General features: G+C 36.3%; 13 protein-coding genes and 4 pseudogenes. 12 read left to right on the plus strand and 5 right to left on the minus strand.

Annotation, left to right across the window (positions count from 1 at the left end; translation table 11 throughout):
• Positions 1 to 886: 886 nt before the first annotated feature.
• The 9 genes from P618_RS04125 to P618_RS04165 all read left to right on the plus strand — a co-directional run bounded on the left by P618_RS04125 (position 887) and on the right by P618_RS04165 (position 10,838).
• Positions 887 to 4,165: a S41 family peptidase gene (locus P618_RS04125; protein WP_021827185.1), complete on the plus strand. Its 3,279-nt coding sequence runs from the start codon at positions 887 to 889 to the stop codon at positions 4,163 to 4,165.
• Positions 4,149 to 5,117 carry an LD-carboxypeptidase gene (locus P618_RS04130; protein WP_021827186.1) on the plus strand — a complete coding sequence of 323 codons (969 nt, stop codon included), beginning with the start codon at positions 4,149 to 4,151 and terminating at the stop codon, positions 5,115 to 5,117. The genes P618_RS04125 and P618_RS04130 overlap by 17 nt, the downstream gene beginning before the upstream one ends.
• A 163-nt stretch (positions 5,118 to 5,280) precedes the next feature.
• Positions 5,281 to 7,347, plus strand: coding sequence for a sodium-translocating pyrophosphatase (locus P618_RS04135; RefSeq protein WP_040458473.1), 2,067 nt, complete (start codon positions 5,281 to 5,283; stop codon positions 7,345 to 7,347).
• 359 nt (positions 7,348 to 7,706) lie between these two features.
• On the plus strand, positions 7,707 to 8,018 hold the full coding sequence (gene rpsP, locus P618_RS04140) for a 30S ribosomal protein S16 (RefSeq protein WP_204365641.1): 312 nt from the start codon (positions 7,707 to 7,709) through the stop codon (positions 8,016 to 8,018).
• 81 nt (positions 8,019 to 8,099) lie between these two features.
• The gene (gene rplM, locus P618_RS04145; RefSeq protein WP_024161192.1) at positions 8,100 to 8,576 is read left to right on the plus strand and encodes a 50S ribosomal protein L13; all 477 of its coding nucleotides are present in this window, start codon (positions 8,100 to 8,102) and stop codon (positions 8,574 to 8,576) included.
• Positions 8,577 to 8,581: 5 nt separating this feature from the next.
• Positions 8,582 to 9,022 carry a 30S ribosomal protein S9 gene (gene rpsI, locus P618_RS04150; RefSeq protein WP_024161193.1) on the plus strand — a complete coding sequence of 147 codons (441 nt, stop codon included), beginning with the start codon at positions 8,582 to 8,584 and terminating at the stop codon, positions 9,020 to 9,022.
• Positions 9,023 to 9,070: 48 nt separating this feature from the next.
• Positions 9,071 to 9,442: a 30S ribosomal protein S12 gene (rpsL, locus tag P618_RS04155; RefSeq protein WP_021827191.1), complete on the plus strand. Its 372-nt coding sequence runs from the start codon at positions 9,071 to 9,073 to the stop codon at positions 9,440 to 9,442.
• 22 nt (positions 9,443 to 9,464) lie between these two features.
• Positions 9,465 to 9,935: a 30S ribosomal protein S7 gene (rpsG, locus tag P618_RS04160; RefSeq protein ID WP_021827192.1), complete on the plus strand. Its 471-nt coding sequence runs from the start codon at positions 9,465 to 9,467 to the stop codon at positions 9,933 to 9,935.
• A gap of 135 nt (positions 9,936 to 10,070) precedes the next feature.
• Entirely contained in the window at positions 10,071 to 10,838 is a 768-nt protein-coding gene (locus tag P618_RS04165) for a uracil-DNA glycosylase (protein WP_021827193.1), read from the plus strand.
• Positions 10,839 to 10,894: 56 nt separating this feature from the next.
• On the opposite strand, the pseudogene P618_RS07930 reads toward P618_RS04165, so the two are convergent.
• A pseudogene (locus tag P618_RS07930) lies at positions 10,895 to 11,017 on the minus strand (IS5/IS1182 family transposase); the annotation flags it as partial.
• A gap of 473 nt (positions 11,018 to 11,490) precedes the next feature.
• Here P618_RS07930 and P618_RS09400 point away from each other — a divergent pair.
• Positions 11,491 to 11,583, plus strand: coding sequence for an IS1/IS1595 family N-terminal zinc-binding domain-containing protein (locus P618_RS09400; protein WP_420805325.1), 93 nt, complete (start codon positions 11,491 to 11,493; stop codon positions 11,581 to 11,583).
• Between the two features lie 218 nt (positions 11,584 to 11,801).
• Positions 11,802 to 12,170, plus strand: coding sequence for an IS1 family transposase (locus tag P618_RS04175; protein ID WP_021827196.1), 369 nt, complete (start codon positions 11,802 to 11,804; stop codon positions 12,168 to 12,170).
• 266 nt (positions 12,171 to 12,436) lie between these two features.
• On the opposite strand, the gene P618_RS08665 is transcribed toward P618_RS04175, so the two are convergent.
• The gene (locus tag P618_RS08665; protein WP_239638264.1) at positions 12,437 to 12,589 is read right to left on the minus strand and encodes a hypothetical protein; all 153 of its coding nucleotides are present in this window, start codon (positions 12,587 to 12,589) and stop codon (positions 12,437 to 12,439) included.
• On the opposite strand from P618_RS08665, the pseudogene P618_RS09405 reads away from it, so the two are divergent.
• Positions 12,569 to 12,646: pseudogene (locus tag P618_RS09405) on the plus strand (hypothetical protein); the annotation flags it as partial. The gene P618_RS08665 and the pseudogene P618_RS09405 overlap by 21 nt on opposite strands.
• Positions 12,647 to 12,789: 143 nt before the next feature.
• Here P618_RS09405 and P618_RS07940 read toward each other — a convergent pair.
• From P618_RS07940 to P618_RS09410, 3 genes and pseudogenes are all read right to left on the minus strand, one after another.
• Positions 12,790 to 12,987, minus strand: a pseudogene (locus P618_RS07940) (transposase family protein); the annotation flags it as partial.
• Positions 12,988 to 13,152: 165 nt separating this feature from the next.
• On the minus strand, positions 13,153 to 14,649 hold the full coding sequence (locus P618_RS04190; protein ID WP_156919003.1) for a coiled-coil domain-containing protein: 1,497 nt from the start codon (positions 14,647 to 14,649) through the stop codon (positions 13,153 to 13,155).
• A 372-nt stretch (positions 14,650 to 15,021) separates the two neighbouring features.
• A pseudogene (locus tag P618_RS09410) lies at positions 15,022 to 15,135 on the minus strand (IS701 family transposase); the annotation flags it as partial.

A 15,135-nucleotide genomic window follows, 5' to 3' on the forward strand; every position in this document is an offset into this window, starting at 1 on the left:
TGGCTAATTTCGCCTTGAAACATATTGGCTAAACCAGTCGATGTTGCATAGTGATTTTGACTTATCAAATAGTCGCTATAAATATCAAAAAGATCCAGTTTCATTTTTTGTCCTTAAAAACTTACAGACGAAAAATATGATTATTTCAAGCAGAAATCAACTATTGCTGCGTAACATCAGTTGCTAAGGAATGTTGAGGAAGGTGAAATAATTGGCACAGAAAAATTAGGGGATCGCTCTTGGTGACTCTGAACTATGAATTTAAAAATTTTTCAAATAAAATAAGAGAAAGTAGTGTCGATTTTTTACTTACTCTCTTGAGCGCTTTGCGCCCTTCATTTTACGCGATATAGTAAATTAATTTGAGATTTAAGAATAAAAATATAATTTGATACTCAGAGATCGGGAAGAAAGTTTTTTGGTTAAAGGGCTTAGATTTTTTTTCCAGAGGGAACTTACTTTTGCGAAAACGTTAACTTAACTTAATTTACTATATAGGCAAGGGTACTAAAATATTCTGACTTGTGATACATATTTGCGTGAAGACTTTAATATAATTTTAATCAATACAAACTATTGTTTTCTGCTTAGTTAAAACATTAAACGCAGTGAGCGCATGATTTTCTGCAAACGATGAGCAGTCAAACACCATTTTTTATGAATAAAAAACTGTAAACGCAAAATCAATATATCTTTTCAGACGATTATCTTTGCCTTTTTCGTACATTTTCTAAAAGAATTATCAAAAAGATTATACATAATTTTATTTTTTATATCTTTATACAGAGGGAAATTTCTTACGCGCTAATCTTTGATTTTTTTACATTCTTGATGTTGGGTGAGGGGTTATGTTAGAATAAAGAACTTTTTTGTTTAGGAAATTTTTATGTCAGTCTATGTACGATATCCCAGCGTGTACGAATCTTCTGTTGCTTTTTTGTTGGGAAAAAGTATTTGGATGGGGGCGCTTCAAGGGGGGCAATTTTCTCGTATTACAGGAAATTATGAAGATATTAAGTCTTTGGCATTGCATTCTAAAGGAATTGCTTGGAGTAGTGGTGGTCAAGTTTTTTTGCAATGGAATGGACATTCTCGTCCAGAACAACTTACCTATAGTGCGGCACCGATTACGGTTTTAGGGTGGAATCAGGGGTGCATTGTTATTAAAACTGGCGCGAAGCATCCTTTTAAAATCTCAGAAATTTTTCTGTTGTGCCCTTATTCAAAGCAATGGACACGTGTTGCCTGTGGAGAAGCTAATGCTATTGCTTGGGACCATAAAGATCGTTGCGTGATTCAAAGAGCAGGATACAGATACGGAGCTTGGCAACGCTATCAAGGAGGAACTGTGGGAAATCTCTGGGTAGATCGTGCTAAGGATCAAAATTTTGTTCCCTTACTTAACCATAGTCAATACAATTATGTCAGCCCTGTGTGTGTAGGAGATCGAATTTTCTTTTTATCGGATGTCAGTGGCTGGGGAAACGTTCATTCAGTGTTGTGGGATGGTTCAGATATAAGGCAGCATACTCACAATTCAGAGTTTTATCCCATGCATTTAACGGGGGATCAGGATCATTTAGTTTATACGGTAGGGGGGGAAATACAGGTTTTATCTGCAAAAGATGCAAGCATTCAGTCTTTTCATGTTCCCGTTGTTCCTGGATCGTTAAAAAATGAAATTACTTATTCTGCCGGGAGCTATTATAGATCCTCTGCTTTGTCTACAAAAGGAAAGCATATTGCTCTTGTTAGCAGAGGGCAGCTTTTTCAGATGACGTGCTACAAGGGGCCAGTTTGGAAGTTGCCCTATGGACATGATTCATTTGGGCATTATAGGTGCTTGCAATGGCTTTCTGAAAAAGAGCTCATATCCATATGTGATGAAGGGAAGCAAGATGTCATTCATCTATTTCAAGACATTGGATCGATGGAAGTTGTGTATGCATGGAAAGATTTTGCTGGGATTCACAGAGATTGGGGGCGTATTGTTTCCATGAAAGCGCATCCAGGAACTCGTCGATTAGTCTTGAGTAATCATCGTCATGAGCTTTTTTGGCTAGATTTGGAGCAAAAAACTGGGCATTGGATTGAAGAAATGTCTTGCGAAAAGATTACACAAAAGCGAGGAGAAATTATGGGGTTTTCTTGGTCTCCTTGTGGGCAAGTAATTGCCTATGGATTTCCGTGCAAAGCGCATAATTCTTCTATCGTAATTTATGATGCCGTAAAGAAACAAAAAAATATCATTGTGAGGGATATGTTTGAAAACGTCTTTCCCGTTTTTGATCCAAAAGGACGTTACTTATTCTTTTTTTCTGCAAGACATCTTGAGTCTGCGTTTGATCCTGTACATTTTTCAAGTGCATTTGAAGCACCATTATTGCCATGTGTTGTGACGCTTTCAAAAGATGCTCCTGGTTTGTTGTATGCGGCTATTGAAGAAGAAAATTCAAAAAAAGAAACTCCAGAAGAAGCTGTGCAGTGCGCAAATTTAAAAGAAGAAAAAGCGGAGCACGAAAAAATAGAATCATCATCTTGTAAAGAATCTTTGGGCGTTCAAAAAAGTTCTGCTGACTTAAAGTGTGAACTTTGTATTGATTTTGAAAACATTCAATTTCGTATACAGCCGTTACCCGTTCCTTCAAGATCTTATACGCACATGGTGTGTTTAGAGAATGAGCTGCTTTACAGTGCTTGCGTTGATCAGTGCCCATCTCAAATCGATCAATTTCCGTCGGAACAAAAGCTTTGGAAGTACAGTTTTTCTGATTTAACAGAAACGTTAATATTAGATTCTGTTCAAGAGTGGAGCGTTTCTTATGATCAAAAATGGATGCTTTATTTAGCTCAGGGACAGCTACGTACTGTTTTGGCGGGAATAAAGCCGGAAGATACAGAAGATACGTCTTTTCGTAAAGGGGGGTGGCTTGATTGGAAGCGTGTTCCGCTTCGCGTGTCTTATCAAAAAGAGTGGTGTCAAATGTTTGACGAAGCCTGGCGTTTACAAAAAGATTTATTCTGGAGAAGTGATTTAGGAGGAGTAGATTGGGATGCTGTATATCGTAGATATCGCCCCCTTGTTGATCGTATCACAGAGATTGAAGATTTGTGGGCAATTATTGAAGAAATGCATGGGGAGCTTGGAACCTCTCATGCGTATATTTTAAGTTCTCACGAATCTGGAAATACTACGGCAGCTTCCACCTTAGGGGCGTCATTTTCTTATGTTGAAGACCTTGACGCGTACCGAATTGATGATTTTTTTGTACAGCTTTCAGGACAAGTTGGTCCGTTGCAACGTCCTGGTCTTTCTATAAAACCTGGAGATCTTTTGTGGTCTATTGGGGGGAAAAGATTGTCTAAATTTTGTCCACCAGAGCAGGTTTTGTGGGATCGTGCGGGGCATGGAACTCCCATTGAAATTGGTATTGCGGCACACGAAAGAGAGTCGGTTGTAGTGTTTCCAGAAAAAGGTTTTCAGGAAGAAAAGTGGCGCTATGAGGCGTGGATTGCGAAAAATACCGCTTACGTGCATAAAAAAAGTGAAGGAAAGCTTGGGTACATTCATATTCCTAATATGGGGTGTGAGGGGATGGATATTTTTATGAGATCCTATCTTCAAGAGTTTGATCGTTCAGGATTAATCATTGATGCGCGTTTTAACGGGGGCGGAAACGTTTCTGAGATCATCTTTCGTTATCTGACACAAAAGCGTCTTGGATACGATCAGAGTAGGTGGTCAGGTATAACTCCTTATCCAAGTTTGTCTCCAAGAGGTCCTATGGTGTTACTGATTAATGCATACACAGGATCAGACGGAGACATGTTTGCTTACGCATTTAAATCTTGGCAATTAGGAAAAGTGATCGGAAAACGAAGTTGGGGGGGGGTGGTTGGAATATGTCCTAGGTATCCTTTACTTAATGGAGCATATACAACGCAACCAGAATATGCCATTTGGTTTCCAGAAGCTGGGTGGGGAGTTGAGAATTGTGGAGTTCACCCAGATATTGAAGTAGAGATTACTCCTCAAGATCAGGTATTGGGAATTGACCCACAATTGGATTGCGCGATTCAAGAAGCATTGGTATGGGTAGAGCAAGATCAAGAACGACAAATTAAATTAATGCCGAAGATTGAATGCGATGAAACACAATTTTAGATTTTACGTATACTTTTTATTAAGCTTTTGTTTAGAGATAAAAGCTGTAGAAGAAAAATCTTTGAAATTTTTAAAACGCGTTGAGGTTGTTGCTCCTGCTGGATCTTTGAAATTTAAGGATTTTTCTTTATTAAAAAGTGTTTTTTCGTCTTTAAAATTATTATCTTGGGCTCCTGAAGTGTATTGGCACAGCGCTAGCGATGAAGATAGAGGGGCCCAATTGCTTAACGCTCTAACTCAAAAAAAATCTCTTTGGGTATGGTGTCTTAGGGGAGGGTATGGGTGTGCGCGAATCATTCCCATGCTTGAAGCAGCTGTGCGACAAAAAAAATTATTTTCTCCCAAAGTAATTATTGGTTATAGTGATATTACGTGTTTACATTTGTGGGCAGATTCTCAAGGATGGAAAAGTTTACACGCTTCAATGCCTGGAGATTGGGTGAAGCCTTGTGTAAAAAAAAATAATTTTGTTTTGTTGAACGATATTTTAGAACAGCCTTGTGGTGTGTTAGAATACAAAAATTTGGAACCTTTTAATCAATCCGCAAAGGAAGCTGTGCTGCTTAAAGGAAAAATTATTGGAGGGAATTTAACATTATTAGTGCACAGCATAGGAACATCTTGGCAGCTTCAGAGCCAAGGAAAAATTATTATTATAGAGGATTTGAACATTCAGGGATATCAAATTGATCGCGCTTTGTATCATTTAACGCAGGCGGGTGTGTTATGCGGAGCGGTGGCTATTATCTTTGGGACATTTTCAGGAAATAGTTTTGATTGGAAAAAGGCATTAAAACGGTTTGCAAAAAACACTAAAATTCCTGTGTTTTATTGGCCTTATTTTGGGCACGACTCTTGTAATTATCCGATTCCTTTTGGGTTTGAAAGTAGAGTAGAGTGTGTTACGAAAAAGTGGATTTGGAGCATTCCTTACCATTTTTCTAAATCATAAATAAACGTTATACCATCTTGAGGTCATCGGGAAAATTAAAATTTTATCTTAGATAGTCGAAGTTTAAAGGGGGTAAAGGCTTTGTGTAAAAAGTCTAACTTTTCTCCGCTTGCGTTTTGTGTATATTTCTGCAATGCTTAAAAAAAAGGATAGAAAAGCGTGTATGAACACAGAATGTATTTGGCTGGGGATCGTTGGATTTTCTGGTATTATTGCGTTGTTGTATAGTGCAATCGTTACGAGAAAGATTCTTTCATTATCTGGGGGAACTTTTGAGATGCAAAGGATTGCGCAAGCCATTCAGGAGGGCGCACAAGCGTATTTGAAGCGTCAATTTTTAACGATATCTGTTGTTGGCGTTATTTTGACTGGGTTTTTATATCAAAGTTTAGGATACCATGTAGGGATTGGATTTGCATTGGGTGCAGTTCTTTCAGGGATTAGCGGATATGCAGGGATGAGCGTTTCTGTTCGCGCCAATGCTAGGACTACACACGCAGCACGATCTGGGCTAGCTCAAGGTTTAGCGGTTGCGTTTCAAGCTGGTGCGATCACAGGTTTTTTGGTTGTAGGACTCGCTCTTTTGGGGGTTACAGGAATTTTCGTGCTTCTTACGATGCTGGAAACCACAGAGCGCTTTCTTTTAGAAACACTTGTTTCCTTTGGGTTTGGTGCTTCATTAATTTCTATATTTTCTAGACTTGCAGGTGGAATTTTTACAAAAGGAGCTGATGTAGGAGCAGATCTTGTAGGAAAAATTGAACAAGGAATTCCTGAAGATGATCCAAGAAATCCTGCTGTTATCGCAGACAATGTAGGTGATAATGTGGGGGATTGTGCTGGAATGAGTGCGGATCTTTTTGAGACCTACGTGGTGACTTTAGTAGCCGCTTTACAAATTGCTTTTTTAACAATAAAAGATAGCAGAGAATTGATGGTCTATCCGTTGGTCGTTAGCGGAATTTGTGTACTTTCCTGTGTTTTAAGCACATACGCTGTGCGTTTAGGAAAAAAAGAAAATATTATGAATGCGTTATACAAAGGATTAGGAACAGCGGTCGTATTGTCCCTTGTTGGCTTAACGGGTGTAACTTGGATGTTTTTTGGTTTTGATCGCGTCATCTATGATACGGTTACAGGAGGGTATCTTGTATTAAGTGGGGCAGTGGGGATGTTGGTTACTGGTCTCTTAGTGTGGATTACGGAGTTTTATACTTCAACCGCTCATCGTCCTGTTAGAGAAATTGCGAATGCGTCTGTTACCGGAGCGGCTACAAACATTATTTGTGGTCTTGCGGTTTCTATGGAAGCTTGTTTTTTACCTGCGCTTGTGGTGTGTGCTGGAATATTATGTGCGTATACTTTTGCTGGCTTGTTTGGTATTGCCTTGGCAGGTTCTAGTATGTTGGCGCTTTCTGGAATCATTATTGCTATTGATGCGTATGGTCCCGTAACAGATAACGCTGGAGGAATTGCAGAAATGGCAGGGCTTCCGCCGTCAGTAAGAAACATTACAGACACATTAGATGCAGTGGGAAATACAACAAAAGCGATTACGAAGGGGTACGCCATTGGTTCTGCTGCGCTTGCTTCGTTAATTTTGTTTTCTGCCTATACTCAAGAATTAAAGCATTTTTTTCCTGATCTCGATATTAATTTTAGTTTAAGTGATCCTTTTTTGATTACGGGATTATTTTTGGGAGGTGCAATTCCCTATTTGTTTTCTTCTATGAGTATGAAAGCTGTGGGGCGAGCGGGAGCTGCTATAGTAGTTGAAGTCAGAAGACAATTTGCAGAAATAAAAGGAATTATGGACGGGTCTGAGCCTCCAGAATACGGGAAAGCTGTGGACATTTTAACAAAATTTTCTTTAAAAGCGATGATCGTTCCTTCGTTGCTTCCGGTTGTATTTCCTTTGGGAGTTTACGGAGTTATTTCTTCCGGGTTTGGTCAAGCGCAAGCGTTTAGTGCTTTGGGGGGAGTGTTAATGGGGACTATGATTACCGGATTATTTTTGGCTCTTTCTATGACTTCTGGAGGGGGAGCTTGGGATAATGCAAAAAAATATATAGAAGCTGGAAATTTTGGTGGAAAAGGATCTTCAGCCTATCAAGCTTCTGTGGTAGGAGACACGGTAGGAGATCCTTATAAAGACACAACTGGTCCTGCAATGAATCCTTTTATTAAAATTGTTAATTTGGTAGCTTTAATGTTATTGGCGTTTTTGTAAAATTTTTAGGATTTTCTTTTGTTTTAAAACGTATTTAATGAATAGAAATAATATTTGTATAATAGAAAGATGCTCTAAATTTTTAAGAGCATCTTTTTCTTTTGTATCTTATGATCTTGTCAAGATTAGGTTTTATTTTTCTATGTTTAGCTATTATATATCATCTTATGTATCATGTTATGTAAGTTACTAAACGTTAAATAGAGTAATTTTTTTTAAGAAATTTAAGCTTTGGTTATTTATGTATTTGCGATACATTGATGAAAAAGATTTTTATCATTTTGGCTCTTTACCCTCATTGATTTTTGGGGTATGATAGAACAAAAGTTTGTTTTTTGGAAAAAAGTTTATTTATGGCAATGAAATTAAGATTAGCACGTCATGGAAGAAAAGGAATTCCTTTTTTTTGGTTGATGGCGGCAGATGCCAGGTGTCGTCGAGAAACAGGAAAAGAGAAATTAGGAACGTATGATCCGTGTCTTTCTCAAGGAAAAGCTCCAAAAGTTGTTTTGAATAAGGAAAGAATTCAGTATTGGCTTTCCTGTGGTGCGCAACCTACTGATAGAGTTCGTAGAATTCTTTCGGAAGAGGGGATTTTGCCTAAATACGAATTTCGTGAAACTCCTAAAAAATCTACTCCTGGAAAAAAAGCTTTGGAGCGAAAAGGATAAAAGTAATTTTTTTATTTTTAGACAAAGTTTTAGTTTTGTGGTATATAAAATTCAAAATAAAGTGTAATGCAAGAGGAAAAAATGCAAACATTTAGTTTAAAAGCGAAAGATATAGAGAAAAAATGGTACTTAATAGATGCGAAGGGACTTATTTTAGGACGTTTAGCAGCTATTGTTGCGCAGATTTTAAATGGAAAACACAAGTCAATCTATAGTCCGCATCTTGATGCAGGGGATAGAGTAGTTATTATAAATGCTGATCAGGTGCATTTAACTGGAAATAAGTTTGAACAAAAGCAGTATTACTGGCACACAAATCATCCAGGAGGTATAAAGTCTCGCTCTGCAGAAGATATTTTGCAGGGGTGTTTTCCTGAACGAGTCATTAAGAAAGCTGTAGAGCGAATGATGAAAAAAGCATGCCCATTACGTAGACAACGTATCCGTGGGCTGTTTGTTTATAAAGGGGGAGAAAATCCACATGTAGCTCAGTGTCCTAAAGTGTTAGATGTTGGATCTTGGGATAGGAAAAATTTGCGAAAAGATAAGGGGAGGTGAGAGTTATGGAACATTTGAAAGAAGATTCAGCTTGTCGTCAGTCAATCAAAGCAGATCGTAAGGGAAGGTTTTATTCAACAGGTCGTCGAAAATCTGCAGTTGCTCGTGTTTGGATTAAACCAGGTACGGGGAAATTTGTTGTTAATGGAAAAAATTTAAAAGATTACTTTTTTGTTCCTATGCTCAAAGTTCTTGCAGAACTTTCTCTTAAGATTACTGAAAAGTTAAGCTGTTACGATACTGTTTGCGTAGTAAAAGGTGGGGGGTTATCAGGTCAAGCTGGCGCACTCTGTCATGGGATCAGTTGCGCGTTAGCAGGGAGTGATCTAAGTTTGAGACCTTTGTTAAAAAAAGAAGGATTTTTAACTCGAGATGCTCGGCGTGTTGAGCGGAAAAAACCAGGAAAGCCGAAAGCACGAAAAAGTTTTCAATTTTCTAAGCGTTAAGTATGTATATGATGACTTATTTGTTTTTATCATAGGAGAAAAGTAAAGATGCCTACTTTAAATCAGCTTGTACGGGGTATTAGGCACCCTAGAAAAACTAGAAAAAATTCTTTTGCTTTGGAAAAATGTCCTCAAAAGCGAGGAGTGTGCATTAGGGTTTATACGCAAACGCCTCGTAAACCTAACTCTGCATTACGTAAAGTTGCTCGTGTTCGATTAAGTAATGGACAAGAAGTGACAGGATATATCGGAGGAGAAGGGCATAATCTTCAAGAACATTCGGTTGTTTTGTTGCGTGGTGGGCCTGTGAAGGATTTACCTGGATGTCGTTACCATATTGTGAGAGGAGCTTTAGATACTAAAGGCGTTAAAGACAGAAAGCGCGGACGCTCTAAATATGGTACAGAGAAACCAAAATAATATTAATTAGGAGAAGATAACTATGGCTCGTCGTCGTCGTTCAGAAAAAAGAGAAGTAATGCCAGATTTACGTTACGAAGATTGCGTAATTGCAAAGTTTATAAATTGTTTGATGTGGGAAGGAAAAAAGAGTCTTGCACAAAATATCGTGTATGACGCTTTGGATCGTGCCTCTTCTAAACTTCAGAAAGATCCTAAAGAGTTATTTCATGCAGCGGTAGGAAATGTTAGACCTAACGTAGAAGTTCGTGCTCGTCGAGTAGGAGGAGCAACATATACAGTTCCTGTAGCGGTTTCTGTAGATCGTGGACAGATTTTGGCGCTCAGATGGTTGATTCATTATGCTCGGTTACGTCCAGAAAAAACCATGAGAGAACGTTTGGGAGAAGAATTGAGAAGTGCAGCAGAAGGAACGGGGGGGGCAGTTAAAAAACGTACGGATACACACAAAATGGCTGAAGCGAATCGTGCCTTTTCTCATTATCGGTTTTGATTTGTAGATGAAAAAATTTTTTTAAAGATATCCGCGTGAGTAATTTTAAGAAGATAGCGAATATTTCTTGTAGATTTTTTTAAAAGCTGTATTCGCTACTTTAGAAATTAAAATTTTTAAGGAGGATGTTTTTTTGTGGGTTTTTCGAATACATTAGAAGAGCGTGCTGCAGCGTTGCTTTTATGGTATCGGCTTCAGGGGGTTCGCACTGCGTGTTGCTTTCGTAGTAAGTGTTCTGTTGAAAAAGGCGTTTCTCATGATAGTTTTATGTTTAAAAACGCAAAAGATTCCAGCTCTTTAGAAAAAAAACTATCTGAGTTGTATCAAGAAATTAAAGAATTTGAGGGGTGTGCGCTTTCTAAGTCTTGTTTGAACATCGTTTTTTCAGATGGGAATCCAAGAGCTTCTATTATGATTGTTGGAGAAGCTCCAGGGGCGGAAGAGGATAGACTTTCAAAACCTTTTGTTGGGTTAAGTGGGCAGTTGTTGGATAAAATGCTTGCTGTGTTTGGTTGGGATCGTACAGTTTGTTATATTATAAATATAGTACCTTGGCGTCCTCCGTTTAATCGTCAACCGTCGTTAGCAGAAGTTGAAATATGTCTTCCTTTCGTAGATCGCCATATTCAGATTATTTGTCCAAAAATATTGTTGTGCGTGGGGGCTGTTGCTTGCAAAGCTCTATTAAGAAAACAAAAAAATATTAGTATACTACAGAATAGTGACCTTAGTTATGTTAGTCCAATAGATTTCAGATCTATTCCAGTATTTGCATTTTATCATCCGGCTTATTTATTGCGTTCTCCAGGACAAAAGCGTATTGTTTGGCGACATATGTTGAGAATGAAAGCATTTTTGATGAAAAATCCTGAATATTGTGAACTTTTTACGGGTATCGTGTGAATGGACTCTTCGGACACTATCATTATGATAACTTTATGTTATAAATGTGCAAAAATTCAATTCAATCCAAGTCCAAATTTTTTTCGTCTATTTTTATATGTATCTTCTATAATTTTGAACCGTTTGAGCATCCCCATCACGTTTTTATTCACAACTCTTTTTTTGGCAAGAACTCGATTAAAGATATTTAACTAAACAATAATAGTGCGGTCATATATAAATTGACATTTTTTTGGTTATCTTGAAAATAATGGAACAGTTTCCTTGTCTTAATGTATCATAACTACGAAAAGATGATTGTGTCTTTTTTTAAAGCGTTTCCATCAATATAGAATATCATTTTTGTTGATTCAACAGGAAATGTAATATCTTTTCTATGAACATGTATGTCTTCAGGAAGACATAAAGAAACTTTCCCATTCATCTGTAACACATTAACCTTTTAATGAGTTTTTTCAGGCTGGCGTCGCTGCGATCATCAAGCTCTCAGTCTATAGAGTGACGCTATACTCCATTAATGGCTCTCCGGATCCATATTTTTGCATGGACGAAATGCCACACCTCGTACATAATTTAAAAAAAGAGAGAGTTTTGACGTTTAGGTAGTTTTATATCAAAATACGACAATAGTGTCGTACTAAGGTTATCAGCAATGCATTGCACGAAGTGTAATTTCGAAAACTTCATAAGAAACGGTATAGTACGCAAGGTTCAGCGCTATAAGTGTAAGGAATATGATTATTAACTTTGTTAAAGGTGACAAGAGGGGAAAAAAGGAAGACGGCTGTCAAAAAAGCTTTATGCGTCATTTTATACTCTTTAGCGAAGACATCTTTTAACATGATGGGTAAAATTCTTGGACATTCTCCTTCTATTATATACAAAGTGGGTGGTGGCAGAGATGGAAAAAATACAAAAATCTGAGGTTTCAGGTCACATTCAAGCAGTGGAATTTGATGAAATGTGGCATTTTTTCCAAAACAAAGTCAAAAGCTCTGGATTATCAAAGCCGTTGATCGTAGCGCAAGGAGAACTGTTGCCTGGGTTACGGGGAATCGTGATGCTGCAACATTCACACGACTTTACGCAAAAGTCAAACATCTGAAAAATTGCACATTTTATATTGATGACTGGGATGTTTTCTCTAAAGTTCTACAAAAAAACCGCCATAGTATTGGAAAATCAGGCACTATATGCATAGAGCAAGATCATAGTAATACAAAACATCACCTAGGACGCATGACGAGAGCTACTAAAGTAGTTTCCAAGAAGGAATCTATGGTATACGGATCAATCAAGCTTTGGTGCGCTTACGACACCAAAAATCTTTAATCACTATCAAAAAAACACTGCTATCTATCTTTAAGTGAAACCTCTCAAAAATATCCTCTTGGATTTGTTCATATTGACAGTACAGAAAGTTCTCACAAATCAAGGGAAATTTTACCTTTTTGTGGCCATTGATCGGGCCACAAAATATGTTCATGTCGAGCTCCATTCAAAGATGTCGGTTAACGAGTCAAGTGCATTTTTGAAAAATCTGATCTCCCATTGTCCTTTTAAAATAACGAAAATTCTCACAGACAATGGCGTGAAATTCACCTATGGACTGCTTGCGCTACACCTGAGGCCAAAAAACAAAACGCACCTCTTTGATGTGATGTGCAAGGAGAATAGAACACAGGCTTACCAAATTCAAGCATCCTTGGACCAACGCTCAGGTCGAAGTCATCAACAGAATCTTCAAACACTACACAACAAAGGCGTATTTTTACAAAGACCTCGATGAGCTAAAGCGCCATATGATGACCTTTGTGCTTTACTATAATCATCAAAGAAAGCCGAAATCATTGAAGTATCAGACTCCCTTTGATATTATTATGTTAGAATTTGAACGTAATACGTCAAATTTTAATCATAATCCAAACCAGATATTGTTGGGACTAGACATATATTTTTCATATATGATTTTAAATTGTTTGAGCTTACCGATAACATTTTTATTTGCAACGCTTTTACTCGCAAGTTCTTGGTTTTTCTGCTTATCCTCTTTTGTTAAAAGAGTTTTATTCATATTTTTATTTGGAAGCGCAGATTGACTATACGATTTTTGTATCCCTTGATATTCAGTGTCAGTAATGAAAAGTTTTGACAACATTTAATCGGATATCCATGCTTGCGCAACCCCCTAAAAAGATTTGTACACTGCGTCATACTATGGAGTGAGCATAATGATAGTTTCAAAAGAAGTTTATTATATCGAGTTCATATTTATTAACAGATAAACCTTGTTTAAATTCATTCTGAATTTCTTCTACTGAACTTCTTCTAATTTAAATTCATTCTGAATTTCTTCTAATTTCCCATAAAATGTTTCTTTTATCCAATTTGCTAGATCTTTCTTATTTTCATCTAAATGCGCAGTCAATTGACTCCATAAAGCCCAGTCTTCTTTGTTTAAGTTTATGATCACTGCACTTATTGTATTAAATAATTTTACGAAATTTATCTCACTTGTTGGGTAAGTCGATTTATTAATAAAAAAAGATAATTTTTCGAAAATATTTTCTACTTCTTTTTGTGTTGTAGATCCTAAACGCTTACTTATCTCTTTTACCAAAGATCTTTTTTGACCTAAAGTGTTTTGTAAATTATAAAATTTTTCGTAAACTGCTGAATCGCCAAGTGCTGAATCGCTAAAAAACAAACTATTGTTTATGTATTCAAGATGTTTTTTAATTTCTAGATTTTGCTCTTTTTTTATTAACGTATCCATTTCTTGTTTCAAATTTTTATATTCTTCTATCACGGTTTGCTCTGATTTTGGGTCGCGAAGTTTGAGCCTAAAATCTTGCTCAATTTTTAGTGCTTCTTTTTTATACTGATCTGTTTTTTCTACTTGCTTTTCATAGAGAGGAGAACCAGAAGGCGCAAGCACATAATGGCCCACTTTCATTTTCAAAATAACATATTTTTTGAAAAGATCTTGAAAAATCTCTTTTGATGGAGATGAGAAAAATTTGCTTAATTTAGAAAAATTTTCCCCTTCAATTAAAGTTTGTATTTGATGTCTGGCTGTCTGTTTCAATAAGTATTCTTCTTTTTGTGTTTCAGCTATCTTTTTTTGAGCATTTATAAAATCATCTCTTTTTTTTGAAACACTGTTGATTATAGTTTTCAATTCTTCATCGGTGGAATTCAAAACATCTAAAGGTTCAAGCATGGATAGACGAAGAATTTTTAGATTTTCCTCCTGAAATTCTAGAGGAAAAAATTTCGCTAATACTTGAGGTTCTCTTGTACATCCTTCTTCATAATTTTTTTTTGCTTTTAATATAAAATCAGATATTTTTTCAATATCTTTTCTGTGTCTAGATAAAATTTCTGAAGCGTCTTCTAAAACTTTTTTCAAATCACTTGTTTTATCAAGGTAAGCTTCTATAATTTCACTTTTATCGTAAGTTTCCTTATAGAATTTGCTAATTATGTTTGGATCATGAATAGCTTCTGGCTCTTTCGATTGAATGTCTAGCAATTCCTCTGGTGTTGGATATCCATTTGACGAAATGTATTCATGAAATTCTTGTGCCACAACTTCATGTTTAGGATCATCAAAAGATTTTCTGGTTTTCGTTAACTTTTTGGTAGACTCTTTTAATTTGATAGCTGTGTCAGGTGAGATTAAGCAATTTGAAAGTATTTTTTCTCCAAGATGATCAGTTTGAAACTTTTTTTTATTAAATTTTCCCGCATTATTTTTTAACTTTTCAAAAATTTTCAACTCAAAGTTTTTCGCCAGAGAATCTTTCATTCTTTCCCAAAATACTGTAGATTTAGGACTTTTCCTAAGAAGCTCAACCAAAGATTTAGAATATTTTGAGTGCCCAACGTTTGTTACAAAAAAAAGTAATAGAAGATTTAGAAAAATTTTATTTTTTACTTTAATCATTTTTAACCATATATAAGTTAGAACCTTCTTTTATATGATATAAAAAATTTTCTTTTTTTTCTTAAATTTTTAAATATTAAGCTAGTATTCAGTTACATAAGTTAAAATAATGAAGTTTTATCTTTGAAGCAAGGAAAATACCATGCTTTGCCGATTTTTCAGATTTGTTGCACAGAAAGAAGAAAACAAGAGATTAACTATGATTAGACCTCTTTCGAAACTTATTAACTCATCTTACGTAGCACCTTTCAAAATTTGAAGTTCATTGAACATTAAAACATTGGCTTTTAACAATAGTTTTTGTTTTATTGCAAAATGATTCAATGAGGTTTTCACTTTCGATAATTC

Origin of the sequence: Holospora obtusa F1 (assembly GCF_000469665.2) — a bacterium.
GTDB lineage: Bacteria > Pseudomonadota > Alphaproteobacteria > Holosporales > Holosporaceae > Holospora > Holospora obtusa.

What these genes read in the sequence shown, in the direction of transcription:
- P618_RS04125 (WP_021827185.1), top strand. Translation starts at nt 887, where the DNA reads ATGTCAGTCTATGTACGATATCCCAGCGTGTACGAATCTTCTGTTGCT.
- P618_RS04130 (WP_021827186.1), top strand. Translation starts at nt 4,149, where the DNA reads ATGAAACACAATTTTAGATTTTACGTATACTTTTTATTAAGCTTTTGT.
- P618_RS04135 (WP_040458473.1), top strand. Translation starts at nt 5,281, where the DNA reads ATGAACACAGAATGTATTTGGCTGGGGATCGTTGGATTTTCTGGTATT.
- rpsP (WP_204365641.1), top strand. Translation starts at nt 7,707, where the DNA reads ATGAAATTAAGATTAGCACGTCATGGAAGAAAAGGAATTCCTTTTTTT.
- rplM (WP_024161192.1), top strand. Translation starts at nt 8,100, where the DNA reads ATGCAAACATTTAGTTTAAAAGCGAAAGATATAGAGAAAAAATGGTAC.
- rpsI (WP_024161193.1), top strand. Translation starts at nt 8,582, where the DNA reads ATGGAACATTTGAAAGAAGATTCAGCTTGTCGTCAGTCAATCAAAGCA.
- rpsL (WP_021827191.1), top strand. Translation starts at nt 9,071, where the DNA reads ATGCCTACTTTAAATCAGCTTGTACGGGGTATTAGGCACCCTAGAAAA.
- rpsG (WP_021827192.1), top strand. Translation starts at nt 9,465, where the DNA reads ATGGCTCGTCGTCGTCGTTCAGAAAAAAGAGAAGTAATGCCAGATTTA.
- P618_RS09400 (WP_420805325.1), top strand. Translation starts at nt 11,491, where the DNA reads ATGCATTGCACGAAGTGTAATTTCGAAAACTTCATAAGAAACGGTATA.
- P618_RS04190 (WP_156919003.1), bottom strand. Translation starts at nt 14,649, where the DNA reads ATGAAAGATTCTCTGGCGAAAAACTTTGAGTTGAAAATTTTTGAAAAG.